The organism is Draconibacterium sp. IB214405 (assembly GCF_033963885.1).
Lineage (GTDB): Bacteria > Bacteroidota > Bacteroidia > Bacteroidales > Prolixibacteraceae > Draconibacterium.
Genome location: NZ_JAXBMA010000001.1, coordinates 14,693 through 38,395, shown reverse-complemented (window position 1 = coordinate 38,395; position 23,703 = coordinate 14,693). Strand labels below are relative to the sequence as shown.

The window sequence follows — 23,703 nt, the reverse complement described above, 5'->3', positions numbered from 1 at the left end:
TTTTTGAAATACAACAATGCCGAGTCTTGGTTATAAATTAAGGAGGTAGGTTGATAGATTAACATCTCGTGAAATATCCAGCTTTTTTCTTAACCTGTAGCGACTGATTTCCACTCCCCGGGTTGAGATATTTAAAAGCGTTGCAATTTCTTTTGTCGACATATTCATCCGAATGTAAGCGCAAAGCCTTAAATCTTTTGGAGATAAATGGGGGTATTTATCTTTTAGTTGTTTGAAAAAATCGTTGTGGACTTCTTCAAAATAACTTTCGAATATTTTGTTCTGATGCTCGTTATCAATCTCTTTGTTGATACGTTTTTTCAGAATCGCCATTTTCGATTTTACAGCTCCATCCGTAGTATCATCCGAAACATGTTTCAGCTCCTGGTTTATTTTCATCAGGAACTTATTTTTGTTTACAATACTTAGTGTTTGGTTGGCCAACTCTTTATCGAGTGATATTTTTTGTTCTTCAAGCTTTTCATTTTTTAAACGAATAATTTCCTTTTCGGCCAATAATGCCTGTTGCGCGTATTCTTTTTCTCTTTCGCGTAATTCTTGCTCGTGTTTTTCGCGTTCTTTTCGTTTCGATCGCTCAAATCGTTTATTAATAATAAAGGCAATTATTACCACGAACACAAAAACAAAAAATATGTAGATGTAAACTGCCTGTTTCGATCGGTACCATGGGGGAGTAATTACGAAGGAAAAGCTGGCTTCTTCGCTTACAACGTCGAAACTGTTTCGGGCTTTTACCCTAAAAGTGTATTCGTTTTCGGGGAGGTTGGTTATGTCGCGGTAATTATCGCTCGACCACGGCGACCAGCTATCGGAATAATTATCGATAAAATAGCTGAACATTAACTGTTCCGGATTCTGATAAAAGGGAGCGGAAAAGTGAAAACGAAAAGCATTTTTTTGAAACGGGAATTCCAGTAGCTCATCATCATTTCGGGGAAAGATAACCGTGTCTGAATTTGGTACATCAACCTTTGAAATAAAACTTTTGAATGGTTGATTATAGGAAGCAACAACACGCGACGAATAATGCGCAAAGCCGTCTTCTGTCGCAAAAATCACATAGTCGAGGTCGTAAACGTATAAAAACTCCCATTCGCGCACCAGCTTGTTTATGAGTTGTTTAAATGGTGTTGTTATGCGGGTGTATGTTCCGTCGTCGTTTAAAAGCAACACTCCGGTATTGTTTTCGGCAATAAACCAGTAATTTCCATGCACATCCTTGTCGAGGTATTTCACGCGTCCGCAGTTCTGAAAAAGCAGGTTCATTTTTTCGTCTTCGATAAAACGATCTGATGATTCGTTGTAGCTGTAAATACCGTTAACCGAAGAAATGTACCACGATTCATCTGCTTTAATCAGTATATTATTCAAATCGTTTGGCAGACCATCTTTGGCGCCGTAAAGTTTAACTTCTGCAACCGAATCCTTCTGTCCGTTTAGTGTAACCCGAAAAACGCCCCGGGCTCCGTGACTGATCCAGATTTTTCCGTTTTTATCTTCTGTAAGGAAACGGCTCGACTCGTAAAAATTATTGATTTTCTGCTCAAATTTCCATCTGTTGTTTTCGAAGTGGTATAACGATAATCCGGAAAAATTACCACCAATTGCATATTCCGGATCTTCTTTTAACTGAATAAAAGTCCAGGCTCCGGGTTCTTCGCTGATCAGTTGTGGTGTTCTGTCGTTAATTAAGAAAGTTCCAACATTATGGCCGCAGAATAATTGTCCGTTTAGTACTTTCAAACTCCAAACCTGACCTTCTGTTCCTGGAATTATTTTGAAGGATTCAGTGTTGTTTTCTCCGTTTGGAGAGAAAGGTTTGGTAAATAATCCCTGGTTTGTACCCATGTAAAGCAGGTTGTCGTGGATGACGGAACAATATCCGGTGCCAATGTCTTCGGAACCGGAAGTATAACTTATCGGAGAGTTTAATTCGATGTAATCAATACCGTTATCGAGACCGAGCCATAAATTTCCTGAACGATCTTTACAGAGACTTAATATGGTATTGTTTTGCAAACCGTTTTTTCGGTTTAAATGCTGAATGATCTCACCGTCGGAATTGGCGATGATAAGTCCGTTCAGGATTGTACCAATCGCCAGGTTATTGCCATCGAGCTTAACAGCATAATACAAAACGTCTTTTTCTGTTTGGACGTTGGCCGGAACATTCCATTTTTTTAGGGAGCCGTTTCTGTATTCGAACCATCCGGATTGTGCGGTTCCGATCAGCAAATGATTATCGAAGAAACTGACCATCGATTGAATTTCGTGGTCTTTTAACTCATCGGCCCATGGAACTTTATTTACAAATCCATTTATATATTCGAACAGACCAACTCCTGGTTCGTGAAAGAACAGCCGTTTATTGATATAAAATGAATAATAAAATGCCCGTTCCGGTTTAATCACGTTTATCTTGCCGTTGTTGTAAATAAAAAGGTACTGATACGATTGAAACACCATCCCGTACTGGGTGCTGTAAATTTTCCAGATAACATCTGTTTCGGTAACTTCTTCGGGTAATTTATCAATCAGGCTTGTAAAAACAGGTCCATTGTCGGATGTTGGATTAAAAATACCGAAATCGTTATCCATCCCGATATAGATTACACCATCGTCATCAATACACACCGATCGTACATTTGATGTGGAAGAGACATTAAAAAGATCCCAGTTTTTTCCGTCGAAACGCAGCAATCCGTCGTTGTTTGCAAAATACATAAAACCGTCGGGATCCTGCGCTACTCCCCAATTTTGGGTTCCGGCTTTGTATTCCGATTTTGGGTAATTCAGAATGTTCGGAATCCCAATTCTTTTCACCTGTGAAAAACCAAACAGCGGAACGATAAAAAGTAATATGAATAAAGCTTGTTTCACGTTTTAGCCTGAACGTTTATTAAATTGTTTCAACCGGATTCTAAAATACAATATTAATATTAAGATGTAAAATCAGCGAAAAATGCCCGGTTTTAAGTAAAGGATTTCCAATATTAACGGTGATTTGCTGAATTTCAAAGTAATCTTTGGATGAAGATATATACATTTGTTTGAACCTAATTTAAAGAAGACGATTTTATAATAACAGCTTATGGTTTTTAGTTTAAATCAGGTTGGTGCAGATGGTTTTAGGTTATTAAATCTAAATTTTTCGGAGGCAAAACTGGAGGACAGGTTTCGTACCAGTTATTATAAGCGGTCGATTGGGACATCGCGTCTTGCATTGTTTACAACGGCCATATTGTTTGCTTTTTTTGCGTTGTTCGATAAATTCGCCGTTTCGGGTTACGTCTCCGAATTCATGGTGGTACGCTTTTATATCGTAATTCCCTGGCTCCTGTTAATGGTCGCTTTAAGTTATCTCCCCAACTATCAAAAGTATTGGGAGGTACTTATGTTTTTGTCGATGCAGGTAACCGGAAGCGGGATGATTTATATGTTACGCCGTGATCCGGTTTCGTATTACGAAGGGGGATTGTACACCATAATTGCCGGAGGATATTTGTTTATAAAACTCCGCTTTATTAAGGCTTCTATTGGTGGTTGGTTGTTGATTGGGGTGTACAACTTTCTTATATTTTTTCTTGCCGATAAAGGTACCTTCCTGGTATCGGATGTTATAATTTCGAATTCGCTGCTGGTTTCGCTTAATATTATTTGCATGATCGGACTTTACAGTTCGGAGCGGCTTGAGCGTTTGAGTTTTTTGCGGCAGGAAAAACTGGTTGAAAAGCAGAATGAAATTGAGCAGATAAATATAAACCTGGAAAACAAAGTTGCTGAACGAACCAAAGATCTTCTTCATGCAAAGGAAAAAGCCGAGCACAGCGAGCGGTTAAAATCTGCTTTTTTGGCGAATGTTAGCCACGAAATTCGCACGCCGATGAATGGAATATTGGGTTTTACCGAGCTGTTGAAAGATCCGAATGTTTCGGGTGAAGATTTTCAGCATTTTATTTCTATTATCGAACAAAGCGGACACCGGCTCGTTGATACAGTGAATGATATTGTGGAAATATCGAAAATTGAAGCCGGCAGTGTTGACGTTTCGCTGAGTAAATTCGATATTCAGGATTTGGTGAATGAGTTGCTTAACTTTTTTATGTTGGAAGCCGACACTAAAAATTTGGAGCTGACTAAATCGATTCAATTATCGCCCGAAAACAAGTTGATCTACAGTGACAGAAATAAATTGGTTTCTGTATTTACGAACTTAATTAAAAATGCTATAAAGTTCACCGACTCGGGGAAAATTGAGGTAAAGTGTAAGGTAGAGGATTCGTCGTTTGTGTTTTCCATCAGCGATACGGGAATTGGTATTGCACCAGGAAGAATTGAAGCCATTTTTAACCGGTTCGAGCAGGGAGATATATCAGACCGACAAGCCAGACAAGGTTCGGGTTTGGGTTTAGCCATCGCCAAATCGTATGTCGATATGCTTGACGGAGAAATCAATGTGGAATCGTGTCAGGAAGCTGATAATTGTGGTTCAACTTTTACGGTTGAACTGCCGATTCGGAAAAAACTTTAAAAGTATGGTAAGGGACAAATATAAAAATCTGCGCTACCGTTTAATGGAAACAGAAAGGTGGCCGTTGAAATACATGTTTAAATTTATTACCCCCAATGAAGAAGGCAAGGTTGATCAGATAAAGTCGATACTACCTGAACACGGGGAAACCACATTCAGACATACTGCGAACTTAAAACATGTGTCGGTGACTTGTGTGGCGCTTATGGATTCGGCCGACCAGATTGTAGAAATAACCGAGAAAGTGGATAAAATTGAAGGGGTGATTGTACTCTAGCTAAATGGGAAAGTTTTAGCTGTTTTGCTTTATATGATCGATATAGGTCAGCTGTTTTGGACGTCTTAACAGGTACAACTAACAAAGCACCCCTGTTCAGCAGGGATGCTTGCACACCTAATCTAACCAACTAGGATCTTCTATGAAAAAAATTATCTACAGAACCTTTGTCCTTGTAGTTGCTTCTTTTACGACAATTGTGTAGAATGGTTCTAAATAAGAGTGATTTTTTTCGTCGACGTGAAAAAATAAAGTGGAAGATCAAGTTCTCGCCACGATGTATCCTCAAATTCTTGTTTTGAAGCGTCTGTATTGTCACATTAAAGGAATTTCCAGTTGTTATCGAAATTTTGTTTGTGCCCGGGATTTTGGTTGGAATGATTGGTGCATGAAAAAATCAAACGAGCTAAAGTAAAGCTGAATAATGATTTCATCTTGTTTTATCGGTTTATTATTTTTCTAGCAAGATGTAATATTTTACAAATAATGAAGGACTAATTTTTAGCAAAGGATGTCATAATTCAGTCAAAAAATATCAATACCTATGATTCTTTAAGTTTCTGAAGGTATTCGCTCGGATTCATACCAAATTCATCTTTAAAACACTGGCGGAAATAGCTGCTACTGTTAATACCAACCTGGTACATAATTTCCGAAATGTTGTATTGGTTGGTGAGCATAAGTTGTTCGGCAAAGTTTATTCTGACTTTGCGGATGAATTCATTGGCAGTTAAACTGGTAAGTGCTTTAATTTTACGATACAAAGTAGAGTGGCTCATATTTAATTGAGCTGCAACGTATGAGATATTCAATTCTTCGTCCTCCAGGTTTTCTTCAATAACCGAAGTGAGTTTTTTCAAAAATTCCCGATCCAGTTCTCCAATTGATTCATTTAAAATTTCTTGTTTTTGCTTGAATTTTGAAGATGTTGACAATGAATATTTGCTTCTGGCGTCGATAATATTCTTGAGTCGGCTTTTAAGTAAGTTACTGCTGAATGGCTTGGTTAAATACGAATCTGCACCGGCATCGTATCCCAGTTTCTGATCGTGTAATGATCCTTTGGCTGTTAACAGAACAACCGGAATGTGACTGGTACGAACATCTGTTTTCATGAGCTTGCACATTTCTATCCCGTCCATAATTGGCATCATAATATCGCTTATAACAATGTCGGGAATTTCTTCGCACGCTGTATCAAAACCAACCTTTCCATTTACAGCAGAAATAATGGTATAGGTATCACTTAACGAGTCTTTTATGTATTCAATGATTTCCGCATCATCATCAACTACCAGAATTACATTTTTCGTATTTTCTTCTGTTTGTTCCTCCTCCGGTTCTTCCGGGAAATAATGGATGGCATCAGGGTAGCTGTTATTGGTTAAAAATTTAACCGAAAAGGTCGTTCCCTCGTTCAGTGTACTACTCACATCAATTTCTGCTTCATGTAATTCCACCATATTTTTTACCAGTGCCAAACCAATACCGGTTCCTTTAATATGATGTGCTGCGTTTTTTGCCTGATAGTACCGGTCGAAAATATTAGGTAAATCCTCATCGGAAATTCCGTATCCGGTATCGCTTACACTAATTTCAGTGTAATCCAGTTGACCCTCCTGTACTTGTTTTAATACCAATTCCACCCTTCCTTCACTGGTGTATTTTAAGGCATTTGTTAACAGGTTATCCATGATTATGGTGATAATATCGGGGTCGAAAAACATCTCTATCTTTTGGTCGGGTACTTCTATTTTTACTTCGATCGCCTTGTTCTGGTTCAGGTCTTTGTATTTCTCACCAATCTCGTAAATGTATTTGGCCAGGTCGTCTTTTATCACACTTAATTTCCGGCTTTTGTTTTCCGACTTTCTGAACTCCAGAATCTGGTTGACTGCTTGTAACAGGCGGGTAGAAACCCGTTGTATGATCTGTAGTTTTTTTGCCTGTCCAGGTGTAATTGAATCGTCGGACAGCAAATCTTCCAGCGGCCCAAGAATCAGGGTCATCGGACTACGTAGCTCGTGAGTGATGTTGGTGAAGAACCGGAGTTTTTCTTCATTCAGATCTTTTTCCTGTTGGCGACTGTTCTTTTCAAACAGCAGGTCGTTTTCAATTTTTATTTTGTTCGTATAGAATCTAAGCGCGTATACAATAGCAGTGGTTATTAACGCAAAATAGATCAGTTTCATCCACCAGGTTAACCAGATTGGCGGTTTTATTCTGATCGATAAAGAAGTTACCTCTTCGGGCCACTCATTGTTTTGTATTCTTGTTTTAAGATTGAATGTGTAATAACCGGGTTTTAGATTTCGGAACGTAACCTCCTTTTCAGTATTCACGAGAAACCAGCCGTCGCCCAAACCTTTCATTTGATAAATAAATTCCACTTTATCTGAAAGTGAATAATCCAGCACGTTAAACTCGATTTGAAATGAACTTTGATTGTGTTTTAACTCAATCTCATTTCCAAAAGGAATTTCCGTAAACTGATTTAAATAATTTCGGTTATTTGTGATTGAAAAGGACGAGAGAGTTGCTGATGGATTGGCAGGCGTTGACTGCTCTATGTACTGACTGAACCAAGTACTTCCGTTTTGTGATCCAAAATATATTTTACCGTCCTTGGTTTTTGTAACTGAACCCGGGAGGTAATCACCCGAAACAATACCATCGTTAGCATCGAAATTACTTACATGCATGGTATTCATATCAATTTGACTGATTCCGTTGATGGTACTCACCCAGATTTCGTTTTCCGACTTTCCTTCAACAATGCTTTTAATATCGGCTTCTGCGAGTCCGGATATTTTTCCCAACCGCATTATGGAATCAGCAGGAGTGTTATTAATAAGGAAGAGATCATTTTGGCTGGCAATCCACATTCGGTCTCTCGAGTCTTTGTAGATGTGATTCACTGCATAAAAATCGTAGGATTGGCCATAATTCCGAATCAGCTTAAAATCTTCATCAAAAACACAAAGTCCGCCAATTAAAGTACCTACCCATATATTTTGATCACCGTCTTCGGCAATTGCCCGGATTACATTGTCGGATAAGCCTGAATTCTCTTTCGTGTAAACTATACTTTTTTGAGATATTGGATTATACATGTATAATCCAATATCGGTGGCAAACCATAAATTGTGTTTTGAATCTTCGAAAAAGGAATAAATGGGAATGTTTTTTAAGTCGTTAAAAGCGTTAATTGCTGTAAACTTATCTTGGTTGTAATTATAAAAATAGAGATCGCCGGTTGAGGAGCCGATATATATATCATTATCGTGCGTTTTATATAAACTCATGATGTTTTGAGAAGCACTTGTATTATTAATACTGTTTATTTGTCGGAGTTTTTTGCTGTCCTTATAAATACCAATACCTCCAGATCCACTTGCCAACCAGACCTGATCTTCAGGATCAGTACATATACTGTTTACCGATTTGTTGTTAAGACTATTTGTGTTTCCAATATAGGGTAGGTAAATAATTTTATGGAAGTCATTTTCTCGTGCAGGAAGAAAGCTTAAGCCGGTTCCATATCCACCGATCCATATATTTCCAAAAGAATCCTGAAAAACACTCTGTACCGATAAACCTGATAAACCATCAGGTGTTTCTGAGGCCAAAATACGTTCAAAGCGAACATCTGAAAGGTCTCCGAAAAAAGCCAGATCTTTCAGATCTAAGATATTCATTCCACCTCCTTCAGTACCTACATATAATTTATGGTCGGGTGTTTCAACCATTTTTTGTATAAAATTATTGGATAATGAATGTTCGTTTTCCGGATCGTTTTTAAAGTTGATCATCCGGTTATTATCGGGATTAAATAAGTTAAGACCATTTCGCGTACCAATCCATATACGGCCTTTTGAATCTTTCAGAAAACTGGTAACGGTATTGTCAGTCAGCGACGAAGGATCGTTTGGATCGTGTCGGTAATTAACTGCCGACATGGTTCTTGTATTGATTATACTAAAACCGTCATTAACATGTCCTACATAAATTCTTTCATCTGAATCGTATAATACTGTCCAGTTATAATTGGAGCCAAGTCCACTAACATTTGCTTGATTATAGTTGGTGAAACGTTTTGTGTTTTTATCTAAACGATCGATACCGGCATCATAAGTAGCGAACCAAAGGTTTCCTTCTTCGTCTCCATCAATGAAAGTAATACCATTTGCACTAAGGTCATTTTTCGACGGATTCTCATAGTCATGGTCGTAATGCGTAAATACATGTGTTTTGTAATTATATGCATCTACACCATTTTTTTCGGAAGCTATCCAAACTACGTCATCAAACTTGTCGGCATAAACTACATTAAGTGCATTGCTGCAAATGGAATTGGAATCAGAATCAGATGTTCTGAATACTTTAAAAGTATTTGCATCGAAACGGTTTAATCCATCTTTGGTGCCAATCCACATAAAACCGTCCCGGTCCTGGGTAATGCTTATTACATTAATATTCGACAGTCCGCTTTTAACACCGATCTTTTTTATTTCGATGCCATAAGTATTTGCTAATGTTATTAAAACACAGCATAATGTAAGCATTATCGGTCTGATTAATTTCATAGTTACAGCAGTTAATCCATTTGAATCACTCGTAAATTTAATGAAATCTTGTTAAGCCATTTCTTACAAAAGACAACAAATAACAGTTTGACTGTTTTCTGACGGTTGATTGACGAAATTCTGGTGGCGGCTATTTTTTATGGTAAGTAATTTTATCAACGCTAAAGTCTGCAATCTAAATACCAGATTTTAACATGAATAACCTATAGAACTATCAACATGTTAAAACGAACTAAAATATGGTCTTTTGCCCTGTTGCTCTTTACTGCAATTTTCATGAATTGCAATGTGCATGATAATAAGATCATTAGCAAACAACTTTTCGATTTAAACTGGAAGTTTATTAGTGAAGATAGTACATCTACTTCTACTTCTGCTTTTGAAATTGACTATGACGATAGTAACTGGCAAAATATTGATTTGCCTCATAAATGGAACAACGATCTAGAATCAGTTGATTCAGTTTGGTACAGGAAACATTTTATAGTGCCCGAAAACTGGATTAATAAGCATATAGTGCTCTATTTCGAGGGAATATCAGAACAAAATGAAATAAGAATAAATGGAAATCCTGTTGAAAATTCCCTAAAAGCAAACAACTCTTTTCAAGCTCCAATCAATTCTTATTTAAACGGCACAGGAGCAAATGTAATTGCTGTTAGAATAGAAAAATCTAATCAGCAAAATGATCTCATATACGCTGAATCAGGAATATTCAAACATGCATGGCTTGTAATCAGTAATCGATCAAACTCAAAATAGGCTGCATAAATGAAATGTGTAATCGGCAGAAAATCAACAAGTAAGAGGGTGTTGCGAAAATGAGACCTTATTTGACGGATTACAGATTATATATCAAATTCCACAAAACTACTTTCGTTCTGTGAAATGATTAAACCAGATTAAAACGAATATAAATTTAAAATACTAGCTTATGAACAAGACATCCTTTTTAGCCGGTTCCAGGCAGATGAGAAGCAGGTATTTCTACCTCAAGCTTCTATTGATTGAAAAAATAACACGATTCACTTATTAAATTAAACTATTCAAAATTATGAGTAAGAAACTATGTACTAACGGACTTAGTCCTTGTATGCAGAAAATGCTGAGAGTAATAAATCTGGCAGTTTTTGTATTGCTATTCTCTCTTGGTGGAGTATTGGCAGCTGAGCAACAAGATGTTGTTTCAGGAAAGGTTATTGATGATTCGGGAGCTCCGTTACCAGGAGTTACCGTAGTTGTTAAAGGAACAACAAATGGAACTGTAACTGATATTGACGGGATATATAGAATCTCAGATGTTCAGGAGGATGCAGTATTACAATTCTCTTTTGTTGGTATGAAAATGCAGGAAATAGAAGTTGGTGGTCAAAGTACCATTAATATGACATTATTACCTGATGCTATTGGATTGGAAGAAGTTGTTGCGATTGGATATGGTACGCAAAAGAGAGCTACTGTAACAGGTTCTGTTGTTTCAAGTGATGGTGAAGAAATCTTAAAAACACCCGAACCAAACATTGCTAACTCACTTATCGGACGGCTTCCGGGTTTGATTACAAACAACCGCACAGGTGAGCCAGGTTACGAAAATACCGAGATTCTGATACGTGGTAGAAGTACTTTTGGCGATAACAGCCCTTTGATTGTTGTTGACGGAGTTGCTGACCGCGCCGGTGGTTTTAGCCATATTGATGCCAATGATATTGAAAGTATCACAGTGTTGAAAGATGCTTCAGCAGCTATTTATGGATCGCGAGCTGCAAATGGTGTAATCCTGATTACGACAAAACGTGGTCAAAGCGGTAAACCAGTCGTTAAGCTTAACTCAAGTTATGGATTAAGACAACCAACTGTTTTACCCGACATGCTTAATTCTGCAGATTACGCTGTGGCATTAAACGAAATTGAGACCGACATTTATGGTCGTAATCCACTTTATAACGATGAGCAAATTCAGAAATTCCGTGATGGTTCAGATCCAACAAACTATCCAAATGTTGACTGGATGGATGAAACACTTCGTACTTTCGCTCCTCAAACACAACACAACTTATCAATAAGTGGTGGAGCAGAACGGGTTAAGTATTTTATTTCAACCGGTTATCAGTTTCAGGACAATTACTATGAAAATAGTGCCAGTAACTACAAACAATATAACCTAAGATCAAATATTGATATTAAGGCTACAGATTTTCTTGATCTATTTGCAAATATTTCGCTTCGTCAGGAAAACCGAAATTCTCCACACTATGGCTCTGAAGCTATTTGGCGTTACCTTGTAAAAGGAGATCCACGTGTTAATATTCGCTGGCCAGAGAACGGTCTGCCGGTATTGGCACCACAGGATGATTTTAACCCGGTAACCTGTGCTGATGGAACAATGGGATACCAGGAGAATAAACAATCATACGTAAATGTTGACCTGGGATTTAAACTTGACTTAGCATTTTTAACAGAAGGTCTTGCCTTGGATGGTGGATTGTATATTGATCGTTCCGATTCATTTTACAAACATTTCCAGAAAGCATTCTTTTTGTATGGTTATGATGTAAATACCGATGAGTATTTTGCAAGACAATATGGCCCGAATAACGCGGCGCTTGATGAGAACATGAACCAGAATCTGGGAATAACGCTAAACGGAAAGTTATCCTATAACAGAACCTTTAACGAAGCCCACAATTTATCGGCATTCGTTGCTTATGAGCAGTATGAAAGCCGCTATGATTATTTATGGGGAAGACGACAAGATTTTGTATCTACAACAATTGAAGAACTGTTTGCCGGTGATAAAGAAACCGCTCAAAACGATGGTAGTGCCGGAGAAACAGGTCGTATGAACTATTTTGGTCGTGTAGATTATAGCTACAAGGAAAAATACTTGTTACAATTCAACTGGCGTTACGATGGTTCTGAGAACTTTCCGAAAGGAAGCCGCTTTGGATTTTTCCCGGGCGCTTCAATCGGATGGCGAATTTCTGAAGAAAATTTCTGGCAGGAAAACTTAGGTTTTATCGATTATTTCAAGCTTAGAGGTTCGTGGGGACAAATGGGTAACGACAGAATCGCAAGATATCAGTTCTTAACCACTTATACTTTTGGCGATAATGCTACTTTAGGTGGTGATGATCCGGCTTCACAGACAGGTATCGTACAAGTTCGTAATGCCAATCCAAATGTAAGATGGGAAGTTTCAACCACAACTAATATCGGATTTGATAGTAAGTTTTTAGAAAACTTTAGCCTGGATTTGGATTTATTCAAAACCAAGCGTGAGGATATTCTGGCTAACGGAGCGTCATATGTTCCTGATTATACCGGACTATCATTACCTGCTGAGAATATTGGTGAAGCAGAAACCAAAGGTTTGGAAGCAGTGCTGGGATACAACAAAAGTTTTGGCGAATTCCGTCTTCTGGCAAGTGGTAACTTTTCTTATGCCAAGAGTAAGATCGTTTATTTTGATGAACCTGAAACTACTTTAGAATGGCAAAAACAAACCGGTAAATCAATTGGTGCTTACTGGTTGCTTTACGATGCAATTGGTATTTTCAGAACTCAGGAAGATCTGGATAACTATCCGCACTTAAGCAATGCCAAACCCGGCGATCTGATTTTCCGCGATGTAAACGAAGACGGAGCAATTGACGGTAATGACAAGATCAGACCTGACAAAACATCAACTCCTGAAATTGTTTTTGGATTGAACCTGGGATTTACCTATAAGAACTTTGGATTAAGTACATTGTGGCAAGGAGCTACTAATGTTTGGCAGTATGTATTCTTCGAATCAGGAAGTATTGGAAACTTTACTCAGGACTATTTCGATAATCGCTGGACTCCGATTAATACAAATGCCGACTATCCTCGCATTTACGACAGGGAAGTTACATCATCAGCTCAGAAGAATACCTTCTTCCTGAAAGATGCTACTTATGTTCGTCTCAAAAATATTGAGCTCTCTTATATGTTGCCGGAAAGTGTAATGCAACGTTTGCCATTTAGTGAGTTACGTCTGTATACCAGTGCCTCAAACTTACTAACCTTTACTGGTCTTGAAAATGTCGATCCGGAAACAACCGAAGGAGGACAAGGATTTGCAGCCTGGAGTACTCCTCAGTCAAGAGTGTTTAATTTCGGTTTGAACTTAACCTTTTAATCAGTCATTAATATGAAAACTATAAATAAATATACATACTTAATAATTCTGATTTTCTTCTTGTCCTATGGATGTTCGGAGGAAGAAATATTAGATAAAAATCCGTTAACTGAGATTTCTGAAGCGGATGTTTGGAGCGATCCCGGATTAGTTGAATCATTTGTGAATTCACGTTACAATAAAGTCGGACACGGTTGGGCTGAATCATGGCAAAGTTCTGTTGTTGATGAAACCTATCTTACCTGGTCTCGTGGCTGTGAGCCTTATACGCAAGGATATGTAAACCCTTCTGATTTAGGTCGTATGAACGGAGCCTGGTGGGGTTGGGATAACCGTGGCTGGGGCCTCATTTGGGGAAATATTAGTAACTGTAACTTGTTTTTCGAACGCATTGATGAAGTAGAATTTACCGATGAGGATCTAAAAAACAGATTGGTTGGCGAGGTAACATTTATTCGCGCATTAATGTATTTCGACCTGGTTGCTCGTTGGGGAGGAATGCCAATCATTACAAAAGCATTTACCTTAAACGACCGTGAAGAGTATTTGAGTGTCACTCGTAATTCATACAAAGAAAATGTTGATTTTATTGTTTCAGAGTGCGATAAAGCTGCTGCTCTTTTACCAGCTACCTACTCAGGTTCTGATAAAGGACGAGCTACAAAAGTGGCTGCTCTTGCTTTAAAATCGCGTGCATTGCTTTACGCTGCCAGCCCGCTTATGAACAAATCCGGAGTTAATGAACTGGTTGGTTACACTTCTCCTGAATCGGATCGTTGGAGTAAAGCCGCTAATGCCGCTAAAGCTTGTATAGATGCAGCATTGGATAATGGCTATGCCCTATACGATGTTTACGAAGATGTGAAAGAGAATTATACTCAACTGTTTTTGGAATGTGGAAACAGCGAAGTAATTTTCGACAAAGAAGGTGGTGCTAGTGCCGATGGATTGAACTTGTCGTATATGGATCAATCAAACGGTCCTAATGGATATGGTCAGTGGGGAGGTAATACGCCTATTTCGGAGTTGGTTGATGATTTTGAAATGGCCGACGGTAGCAAATTTGATTGGGATAATCCTTCTCATAAAGCAAATCCTTATGCAAATCGCGATGCTCGTCTTTATGCCTCTGTCTTGGCGGATGGCGATCCTTGGATGGAAAGGGACGTACAAACCTATCTAATTGCAGATGCAACAGGAACGATAACCGGAGGAGGAAAAGATACCAAGTACGGACAGGATAACTGGAATACCAGTAAATCGGCTTACAATGCGCGTAAGTTTATGGACGAAACGTACAAACCAAATAGCTGGAACTTTCCGAATCCTAAAAACTGGATATGGTTCCGTTTGGGAGAGCAGTATTTGAACTATGCCGAAGCTCTTTACCAGCAAGGTAAAGAAGGTGAAGCCCGCGAGGCATTGAATGTGATCCGCGCGCGCGCCAAAATGCCTGATGTAACAGCCTCGGGAGACGATTTGTGGAATGCCATTGTTAATGAACGACGCGTAGAACTTTGTTTCGAAGAGCACCGCTATTTCGATGTACGACGTTGGTTAATTGCTGAAGATGTACTTAATCGCAATGCAACTGGTGTAGAAGTGGTTTTACATCCAAACGGAACAAAAACTTACGAACCGGGTGTTCTTGTTGAACAACGTTCATTTAATGCTCCTGCAATGTATTGGATGCCGATCCCAAAAAGTGAGATCGATAAAAACCCGAACATTTTACAAAATCCAGGTTATTAATGATTCATAAAAGATTAGAGATGAAAAATCTAAAAAAATATAATATAAAATTGATAGCGATTGCAGTGATCTTCTCATTGTTTTATGTCGCTTGTCAGGAAGATTTTCTTGATCCTACAGGAGATTTCTCATACGAAGCTGGTTCTCCGAACACGCTTGAGGTATCTTTTTCTCCAACTGGAACCAGTGGCGTATCTGCGTTATGGGATTTTGGTGATGGCGAAACTACTACTCTTATAAGTCCAACACATACTTATGCCGCCGGCGGAAATTATACGGTACGGTTAACAATAAATGGAGAAGAAGGAACCAGTCCTGCCATTATTGAAAAAATGGTTACGGTTATGTGGCCTGATCCAACAGGTAAAATTACCTCAGTGGTAAGTGACTTAACAGTAACATTCACTGGTACTACAACAAATTCGGTATCTGTAGAATGGGACTTTGGTGATGGAAGCACTTCAACGGAAGCAAATCCTACACATACCTATGCCGATTTTGGCACGTATACCGTTACCCTTACAGTAACTGGTGAAGAAGGTACAACTCCTGCTGTTGTAACCAAAACGATAAGCATGGAACAAGTTGCAGGAGTTACTAAATTAGAAGGTACAATTATCGGGCACGAAAGTTCGTGGGATGATAATCCTGCAACATATGTAGCTGCTGCTTTTGATGGTGACTTCAGCACTTTTGTTGATGCTCCTGGTCCGGAAGGATGGGTTGGCTATGATTTAGGTGAAGGAAATAAAGCAAAAGTAACGCTCGTTAAATATGCCCGAAGAGATACAGAGGAAGCATGGGGAGTTGATCGTTTGGTAGGTGCACAAATTCGTGGGTCAAACGATCCAAATTACCTGGATACTTACGACGTACTATACACCATCTCCGAAAGACCAACAAAGTACGAGTTTACAGAAGCTGTAATAGAGATTACTAAGACTTATCGTTACATATATCTGTACACAGGTAACGGTTATGGTAATGTTGCTGAACTGGAGTTCTACGGAGAAATGAATCCGGATGAGACACCTGTACAAGGAGTAAAAGTAGAAGGTGAAATCTTTGGTCACGACGGATCATGGGATGGAGTAAACGGCTTGATCGGCGATGCTTTCGATGGTGATCTATTTACTTTTGTAGATGCACCTGGTGAATATGCATCAACCGGATTTGTTGGCTATGATTTTGGAGCTGGTAATAAAGTACAGCTTACAATGGTTAAATATGCTCCACGTGATGAACAATGGGCATCGCGCGTAAATGGTGCAGAAATTCGCGGAACGAATGATGAAACAATTTTAACAGACCCGGCTAATGCTACCTACGACGTGTTACATACGATTATTACTACACCGCCGGTTGGAGTATTATCGGAAGATCAGGTATCGGCACCGGGAAGTTACCGGTTTATCTACTATTACACTGCTCCTGATGGGTATTGTAATGTTGCCGAACTGGAATTTTACGGAATAATGAACCCATAATAATGCTAGTAATAAATAATTGTGAGCTTTCCTAATTGATTTAAAAAAGCGTAGGTGGTTTCTGCCTGCGCCTTTTTTTTCAATTGACAACCATTTACCTGATAAAACCACAATTACAAGGAAACTACTTCTTGTTACAGAACGATTCCAAAAAATTATACGATGAGAACACGAACAGTTATATTGCTATTTATTATTACATTTTTCAGTACAAAATTAAGTGCGCAACAGCTTACTTGGACCGTAAGTACTGAAGGAAAGGCCTGGGAACAATCAAAAACCAAACTAGAGAAAAGTGCAGGAGTAACTCCTATTCTGAAAATTGAAGGAGATGAAAGTATTGTAACTTTTAAAGCCTGGGGAACCTGTTTTAACGAACGTGGATGGGATGCTTTGAATATGCTCCCGCGTAATCAACAGGAAAGTATTTTGAGCGATCTGTTTTCTCCTGAAGGAGATCTGCGGTTTACCATGGGGCGTTTTTCAATGAATGCCAACGACTATGCCCGCGACTGGTATAGTTGCGATGAGGTAAGCGGCGATTTCGAACTTAAATATTTTAATATCGACCGCGACAAAACAACCTTAATCCCATTCATAAAGGCAGCGCAGCAGTATAATCCGGAGCTGACATTCTGGATTTCGCCCTGGTCGCCACCTTCGTGGATGAAAATCAACCACTACTACTCGGTAGTAAGTAATGCCGATTTTAATGAGCTGAATCCCAAGCTGGATTATTTACTTTTCGAAGACAATGAAAAAACTTACGACGGTTTATTTCCGGGGAAACTGGCGGTAAACGATTATTTTATCCAGGATCCACGTTATCTTCAAACCTATGCAAACTATTTCTGCAAGTTTATTGATGCCTATGCAGAAGAAGGAATACCGGTAACACAGGTGATGTTTCAAAACGAAGCCTGGAGTTATACCCCGTATCCGGGTTGTGCCTGGACACCAGAAGGAATTATCCGTTTTAATGCCGAATATCTGGCACCAACCCTGAAAGAGCAACACCCGGAAGTTGATCTGTATTTGGGAACGATTAATACCAATCATTTTGAAGTTATTGATAAGGTGCTTTCCGATCGAAGAATGCCTGAAACGATTAAAGGTCTTGGTTTCCAGTGGGAAGGCGGACAGATACTTCCTCGTCTTCGTGAGAAATACCCAAATTACAAATATGTACAAACTGAGAGTGAATGCGGTTGGGGCTCCTTCGACTGGGGAGCCGCCGAACATACTTTCAACCTAATTAATCACTACCTGGGAAATGGTTGCGATGAGTATACTTTTTGGAACGCTATTCTTGCCGATGACGGCGTGAGCGGTTGGGGATGGAAACAGAATGCTTTGATTCGTGTGGATTCGAAAGAAAAGATAGCATCTCTTACTCCGGAGTATTTTGCGGTAAAACACTATACGCAATTCCTTACTCCGGGCAGCAAGGTGCTGGCTTTCAAAAACGGAAAAGAAGATAAACTTCCGGTAATGGTGGTGAAAAATACGGAAGGAAAGTATGTTGTATTTGCAGGAAATTACACTGAGGAAAATAAAGAAGTAACCGTGCAGCTCGGCGAGCAGTATTTAAATGTCTCACTTCTTCCGCATTCCTTAAATACATTTGAGCTAAGATAATTTTTGATTTCTATACTACCTATTGTTTTTAGTTTAGTTTGAAAATAGCTTCGAATGTGGATTCTCACTATTCGGGGCTGTTTTTGTTTAAAGAGAATCCCTCAAAACTCATGTAAAAAGAGCTTGACGAGTTTGTGTCGCATCTCTGCTGAATTTATTACAACCTTTCTGGTCGCTTTAAAATAAGTTTGTTCCGGTTATTTGAAGTATGAACTAAAATTGACAATGAAAGAATTTAAACTAAAACAATGGACTATGAAGACAGCTATACTTTTATCACTCATACTGCTTGTTTTGGGAGTCTCAACTTCCCAAATGAAAGCACAAACTGCCAGCATAAGCGACAATTTGATTGTTCAGCCTGTTGCCGATCGAAATGTAACATTTAGTTTGTCGGAATCTGGCGTAGTAAGGCCCGTTAGTTGGGGATTGGATCTGGCATGGTTAAGTGAAGCAAATATCAGACGGGGAGTTCGCTTTATGGGAAGCGATGTCGTGGATATTGTACGTTCTTCATTTATGCCAACGGATACAATCGCAAACGGCGAGCTAACGGGAACTGCCTTGACAAATACCAATTTACGTCTCGATATCATTGATAAATGGTTAAGTCCCGATGTGAAAGTAGCCCTTAACAGCGATCATCCAAGTGTCCTTTCCTGGTATTATAAGAATGCACCACACTGGTCAGAAATGATCGATGTAACTGCAAAATACCACGAAGATCGTGGATATACCGTAATTACGGCATCTCCGTTTAACGAGCCCGACTATTCAGCGACCGGTCAGGGAACTATGGAGGACTTTTATAATATTGTTGCTGAAATGAGAAATAATCCCCGATTCGACAATATTCGCATTTCCGGTGGAAATACCCTGAATAATGACTTTGCATTAGAGTGGTATAACTATCTCGATCCTGCAGGTCTGGATGAAGGAAATACCCACCAGCTTGCAGGAATTTTCGATACATATGCCGCATTTTTTGAGGCAGTAAGAGCCAATGGAGATCATGCAACTGCAGATGAAATGCACAATGTAATGGATGCCATGGTTGGACTGGAGTACGGGCTTCAAACAGGTATTTGGTGGGGAACTGCCGAATATGCTCGCGGAGAATTTTGCAAAGCCAGTCATGGAGAACGTTTAGGCTATGCTGAACATCGATCTAACTGGACAGCAGCGTCAGTTTATCGGGCGCCCGATGGGAAAGTGCAGGCTTTTGGCGGAGTTTCAGAGCGACAGTCTGTTTCAACTACCTATCGTTTTGTTTCAGAGGACAAGGCTGTTTTTTACGATGGTTACGGTCCTCAACGCGTTTTCACCATGGAATTACCGGCCGGTAATCCCGGAACTTATCAAACAACCTTACATACCAATGCTGAAAAAGTAGTGAATATTACCTGGGGCGAAGATGTTCAGCCTGCAATAAACGGAACTTATAAACTTGTTAACCGTCAAAGCGGTCAGGTGATGGAAGCCGTCGGGACTTCGAACGGAGATAACATTCAGCAAGGTGTCGATTCTGGTTCCGAGAATCAGCAATGGCAGGTTATTCCGGTTAGTTCACGCATCGGAGGAGATTTTAGTTATTTTCACATTAGGCCTGTTGCCGGTAAATCGATGGATCTATATAACTTCTCATTGGAAAACGGAGAGAATATTAACATTTGGGCTATCGGGAATGCCAGTAATCAACAGTGGTATCTTGAATATGCCGAAGAAGGATGGTTTTATATCAGAAGTAAAGAAAGTGCGCTTTGCGTTCAGGTGAATGATACAGGAAATGTGGAACAGTGGGAAAAAACAGCACTGGAAAATCAACAATGGCGTTTTTTACCCGTTGATGCTCAAATTGATTTTGATGCGCCTGCTGCCCCTTCTGGTTTGGTAGCTACCGGTAACGCAGTATCCATCAAATTACAATGGACAGCCAATTCTGAGAACGATGTGGCAGGTTACGATGTTTTACGCGCCGAATCTGCAGGTGGCGAATACAACACTATTGGAAGAGAAGTTAATGCGACTTCTTTTGTTGATAATATGGTAGTGCCAGGCCTCCAATATTACTATAAAATACGGGCAGTTGACCAAACTTTGAACAGGTCTTCTTATTCCGGCGAAGTATCGGCCAGTGCTACTAATGATGATGATTTGGTAATGCATTTGACTTTTGATAATGAAGATACAAAAGACAATACTATTAACTTAAACCATGGAGTTGCAGAAGGAGGTACATTTGTTGAAGGAAAAATCGGTTCGGGTGCCCTATCTCTGGATGGTTCTGGTGATTTTGTGCAACTCCCTGAAAATATTGCTAATCACAATGAAATTTCAATAGCTGCGTGGATTCAAAGAACTGCCTATACTGTCGGGCGACAGATATTCAACTTTAGTTTCAGCGAAGATGAATACATGTATTTATCTCCGGCGGAAGGTGGCCAGTTGAAATTTGCCATCAAACATAATGGTGTTGAACAAACATTAACTTCACCGCAGTTACCTGTTTTGGAATGGGCATATGTAGTAGTAACACTTGGCGACGATGGAGCCGCTATTTATGTCGATGGTCAATTGCTTGCTGAATCGGCAGAAATAACCATCAGGCCATCAGACATCAATCCATTAGTAAACTATATTGGACTTAATCCATCCACAAAAAAATTGTTTGATGGAATCATTGATGATGTCAGAGTATACAATTACCAATTGACTGGTACCGAAGTTACTGAGCTGTATAATGACCTAACAACGGCCGTATTTGATTACCGTATGGAAGAAAGTGATTTAAAAGTTTGGCCGATACCCGCAAGCGATATTTTGCACATCAATTATTCAGAATACACCATGCAAGACTATTCATCTTTCCAGTTGTTCAACATGAATGGTGTTGTAATTAAGGATATCGACATGAAATCAACCAATGTTAAAGAGCTGGATGTATCAGATGTTCCAACCGGTATCTATATGCTTAGAATGGTTACAAGTGAAGGAGCACTGGCGAAAAAAATAGTGATAAAGCATTAATGGTTAGTTAGTTTTTTTAGACAGAAAAGATGATGGGTTCGTTAATCCGGCGAACTCATCATCAATTTGTATTTTTCATCATTAAATAGGAATAAAAATGTATAAGAATTTATTAATAAATCTGGCAATTTCATTACTTATTGTTCTTCTTGTATCACTTACAGGCTTTGTAAGCAGAGCTTCGGATTCTCTTTTTCTAAACAGCCCGGATACTCACGTTGAGCTTAGCCTGGAACTGAAGAATGGGCGGATATTTTATTCGGTTCAGCTCAATGGAACAACATTTCTGGAGGAATCCCCTCTTGGACTGATGACTTCAATTGGAAACTTTACGGATAGTTTAAGCTACGTTTCTGAAACCACAAAAACGGTGAACGAATCGTACGAGCTGGATCGTGCGAAAGTCAGTCATGTCAATTACCAGGCGAACGAGGGTATTTTTTGTTTCGTTAATCCAAAGCAAGACAGCTTACAGGTAATTTTTCGTGTGAGCAATAACGACGTTGCTTTTTGTTACAAGCTTATAGCCAAAGGTAGAAACACGATGGTGATCGTGAATAAAGAAGCAACCGGATTTAATTTACCTGATTATTCAACAACATTTATTACCCCGCAGTCCACACCAATGATCGGTTGGGAGCAAACCAAACCAAGTTACGAAGAGGTTTATACTTATGATGAACCTGTTGGAACTCCTTCTCAGTATGGTGTTGGGTACACTTTTCCTGCTCTCTTTAAAGTTGGAGAGGATGGTTGGGTTCTGATTTCCGAAACAGGTGTAGATAGCCGCTATGTTGGATCAAGGTTGGGAGAGGGAACCAAAGATGGTTTATATCCTCTTGAATTTCCACAAGATGGTGAGAATAATGGTATGGGAGGAACGTATGCAGCAATGGCTATGCCTGCACAAACACCTTGGAGAACAATAACACTAGGAAAGACGCTTAAACCTATTGTGGAATCTACTGTAAGTTTTGATTTAGTGAAGCCGGTATATGAACCTACTATTGATTATAAGATGGGAAGGGCAACCTGGAGTTGGATTGTGTGGCAAGATCAAAGTATCAACTACGATGACCAAGTGAAATTTATTGACATGGCCGCCGATTTGAACTTCGAATATGTATTGATCGATAACTGGTGGGATAAAAATATTGGTCGTAAGCGAATGGCTGAGTTGGTTCAATATGCCAAATCAAAGAATGTCGAAATCATTCTTTGGTACAATTCGAATGGCTATTGGAATAATGCGCCTCAAACTCCGCAGGATTGTATGAATACTGCACCGGCCCGATTAAAGGAAATGAGATGGATGCAGGAAATTGGTGTAAAGGGAATTAAGGTTGATTTTTTTGGGGGAGATAAGCAGGAAACGATGAAGTTATACGAAGATATACTTACTGATGCTAATGAGTTTGGAATTGCGGTGACTTTTCATGGCTGCACTTTACCTCGGGGGTGGCAGCGAATGTATCCCAACTTCGTAACTTCTGAAGCTGTGTTAGCATCTGAAAACTTAGTATTCAGACAAGAAGCATGCGATACACATGCCTATTATGCAACAATTCTCCCATTTACGCGCAATGCCGTTGCAGCAATGGATTACGCTCCGGTTTTCTTTAATAAGCGATTGTCGCGTAATCAGGATAGAGGGACAATTCGTCGCACTACTGATGCATTTGAGTTAGCAACCGGGATACTTTATTTCTCGTCCGTTCAACACTTCGGTCTAACACCAAATAACCTGGATGAACAGCCGGAATATATGCTCGACTTTATTAGACAAATGCCAACAGTTTGGGATGAAACTGTTTTTATTGATGGATATCCCGGTAAATTCGTTGTATTAGCAAGAAGAAAAGGCGAGAGCTGGTACATTTCTGCTGTTAACGGAGAGAAGGAAATTAAAGAATTGACTATGGATTTATCAATGCTAAGTGGTCGAGAACTAAATATGATCTATGATAATATGGATCGCACCGCTGAAATGAAGGGGGTAACAATTAATAAAGAAGGGAAATTAAAAATTGATTTGTTACCGGAAGGAGGAGCTGTACTTTATACACCAAACTAGCATATAAAGCATTTAATTGTTGGTTTTGTCGGTTGGAGATGTTTTGTTAGAAGTTTCCAAATCCTTTTTAACGGGCATGGACAATCCCTTTACCTTTAGGAATATTTTGGGAACATATTATAAAAATACGAATAAACTATATTAAGCA

The 23,703-nt window shown here is 39.2% G+C and carries 11 protein-coding genes; 9 read left to right on the top strand and 2 right to left on the bottom strand.

Annotated features, from left to right (window positions below):
- Positions 1-30: 30 nt before the first annotated feature.
- The gene (locus SLH46_RS00095) at positions 31-2,901 is read right to left on the bottom strand and encodes a ligand-binding sensor domain-containing protein (protein ID WP_320279091.1); all 2,871 of its coding nucleotides are present in this window, start codon (positions 2,899-2,901) and stop codon (positions 31-33) included.
- Between the two features lie 211 nt (positions 2,902-3,112).
- On the opposite strand from SLH46_RS00095, the gene SLH46_RS00090 reads away from it, so the two are divergent.
- Positions 3,113-4,552, top strand: coding sequence for a sensor histidine kinase (locus SLH46_RS00090; RefSeq protein WP_320279090.1), 1,440 nt, complete (start codon positions 3,113-3,115; stop codon positions 4,550-4,552).
- 4 nt (positions 4,553-4,556) lie between these two features.
- Entirely contained in the window at positions 4,557-4,829 is a 273-nt protein-coding gene (locus tag SLH46_RS00085; protein ID WP_320279089.1) for a DUF493 family protein, read from the top strand.
- 542 nt (positions 4,830-5,371) lie between these two features.
- On the opposite strand, the gene SLH46_RS00080 is transcribed toward SLH46_RS00085, so the two are convergent.
- Positions 5,372-9,415: a hybrid sensor histidine kinase/response regulator transcription factor gene (locus tag SLH46_RS00080; protein ID WP_320279088.1), complete on the bottom strand. Its 4,044-nt coding sequence runs from the start codon at positions 9,413-9,415 to the stop codon at positions 5,372-5,374.
- 219 nt (positions 9,416-9,634) lie between these two features.
- On the opposite strand from SLH46_RS00080, the gene SLH46_RS00075 reads away from it, so the two are divergent.
- The 7 genes from SLH46_RS00075 to SLH46_RS00045 all read left to right on the top strand — a co-directional run bounded on the left by SLH46_RS00075 (position 9,635) and on the right by SLH46_RS00045 (position 23,555).
- The gene (locus SLH46_RS00075) at positions 9,635-10,177 is read left to right on the top strand and encodes a sugar-binding domain-containing protein (protein ID WP_320279087.1); all 543 of its coding nucleotides are present in this window, start codon (positions 9,635-9,637) and stop codon (positions 10,175-10,177) included.
- Positions 10,178-10,469: 292 nt separating this feature from the next.
- Positions 10,470-13,577, top strand: coding sequence for a SusC/RagA family TonB-linked outer membrane protein (locus tag SLH46_RS00070; protein ID WP_320279086.1), 3,108 nt, complete (start codon positions 10,470-10,472; stop codon positions 13,575-13,577).
- A 12-nt stretch (positions 13,578-13,589) separates the two neighbouring features.
- Positions 13,590-15,329 carry a RagB/SusD family nutrient uptake outer membrane protein gene (locus tag SLH46_RS00065; RefSeq protein ID WP_320279085.1) on the top strand — a complete coding sequence of 580 codons (1,740 nt, stop codon included), beginning with the start codon at positions 13,590-13,592 and terminating at the stop codon, positions 15,327-15,329.
- A gap of 20 nt (positions 15,330-15,349) precedes the next feature.
- On the top strand, positions 15,350-16,816 hold the full coding sequence (locus SLH46_RS00060; protein WP_320279084.1) for a PKD domain-containing protein: 1,467 nt from the start codon (positions 15,350-15,352) through the stop codon (positions 16,814-16,816).
- 162 nt (positions 16,817-16,978) lie between these two features.
- Entirely contained in the window at positions 16,979-18,454 is a 1,476-nt protein-coding gene (locus SLH46_RS00055; RefSeq protein WP_320279083.1) for a glycoside hydrolase family 30 protein, read from the top strand.
- A gap of 255 nt (positions 18,455-18,709) precedes the next feature.
- The gene (locus SLH46_RS00050; RefSeq protein ID WP_320279082.1) at positions 18,710-21,481 is read left to right on the top strand and encodes a LamG-like jellyroll fold domain-containing protein; all 2,772 of its coding nucleotides are present in this window, start codon (positions 18,710-18,712) and stop codon (positions 21,479-21,481) included.
- Positions 21,482-21,578: 97 nt separating this feature from the next.
- Complete coding sequence (locus SLH46_RS00045) at positions 21,579-23,555, top strand: glycoside hydrolase family 97 protein (protein WP_320279081.1); 1,977 nt, start codon at positions 21,579-21,581, stop codon at positions 23,553-23,555.
- Positions 23,556-23,703 lie beyond the last annotated feature (148 nt).

Excerpts from the sequence above, each read along its gene's own strand:
- SLH46_RS00090 (WP_320279090.1), top strand. The coding sequence starts at position 3,113 with ATGGTTTTTAGTTTAAATCAGGTTGGTGCAGATGGTTTTAGGTTATTA.
- SLH46_RS00085 (WP_320279089.1), top strand. The coding sequence starts at position 4,557 with ATGGTAAGGGACAAATATAAAAATCTGCGCTACCGTTTAATGGAAACA.
- SLH46_RS00080 (WP_320279088.1), bottom strand. The coding sequence starts at position 9,415 with ATGAAATTAATCAGACCGATAATGCTTACATTATGCTGTGTTTTAATA.
- SLH46_RS00075 (WP_320279087.1), top strand. The coding sequence starts at position 9,635 with ATGTTAAAACGAACTAAAATATGGTCTTTTGCCCTGTTGCTCTTTACT.
- SLH46_RS00070 (WP_320279086.1), top strand. The coding sequence starts at position 10,470 with ATGAGTAAGAAACTATGTACTAACGGACTTAGTCCTTGTATGCAGAAA.
- SLH46_RS00065 (WP_320279085.1), top strand. The coding sequence starts at position 13,590 with ATGAAAACTATAAATAAATATACATACTTAATAATTCTGATTTTCTTC.
- SLH46_RS00060 (WP_320279084.1), top strand. The coding sequence starts at position 15,350 with ATGAAAAATCTAAAAAAATATAATATAAAATTGATAGCGATTGCAGTG.
- SLH46_RS00055 (WP_320279083.1), top strand. The coding sequence starts at position 16,979 with ATGAGAACACGAACAGTTATATTGCTATTTATTATTACATTTTTCAGT.
- SLH46_RS00050 (WP_320279082.1), top strand. The coding sequence starts at position 18,710 with ATGAAGACAGCTATACTTTTATCACTCATACTGCTTGTTTTGGGAGTC.
- SLH46_RS00045 (WP_320279081.1), top strand. The coding sequence starts at position 21,579 with ATGTATAAGAATTTATTAATAAATCTGGCAATTTCATTACTTATTGTT.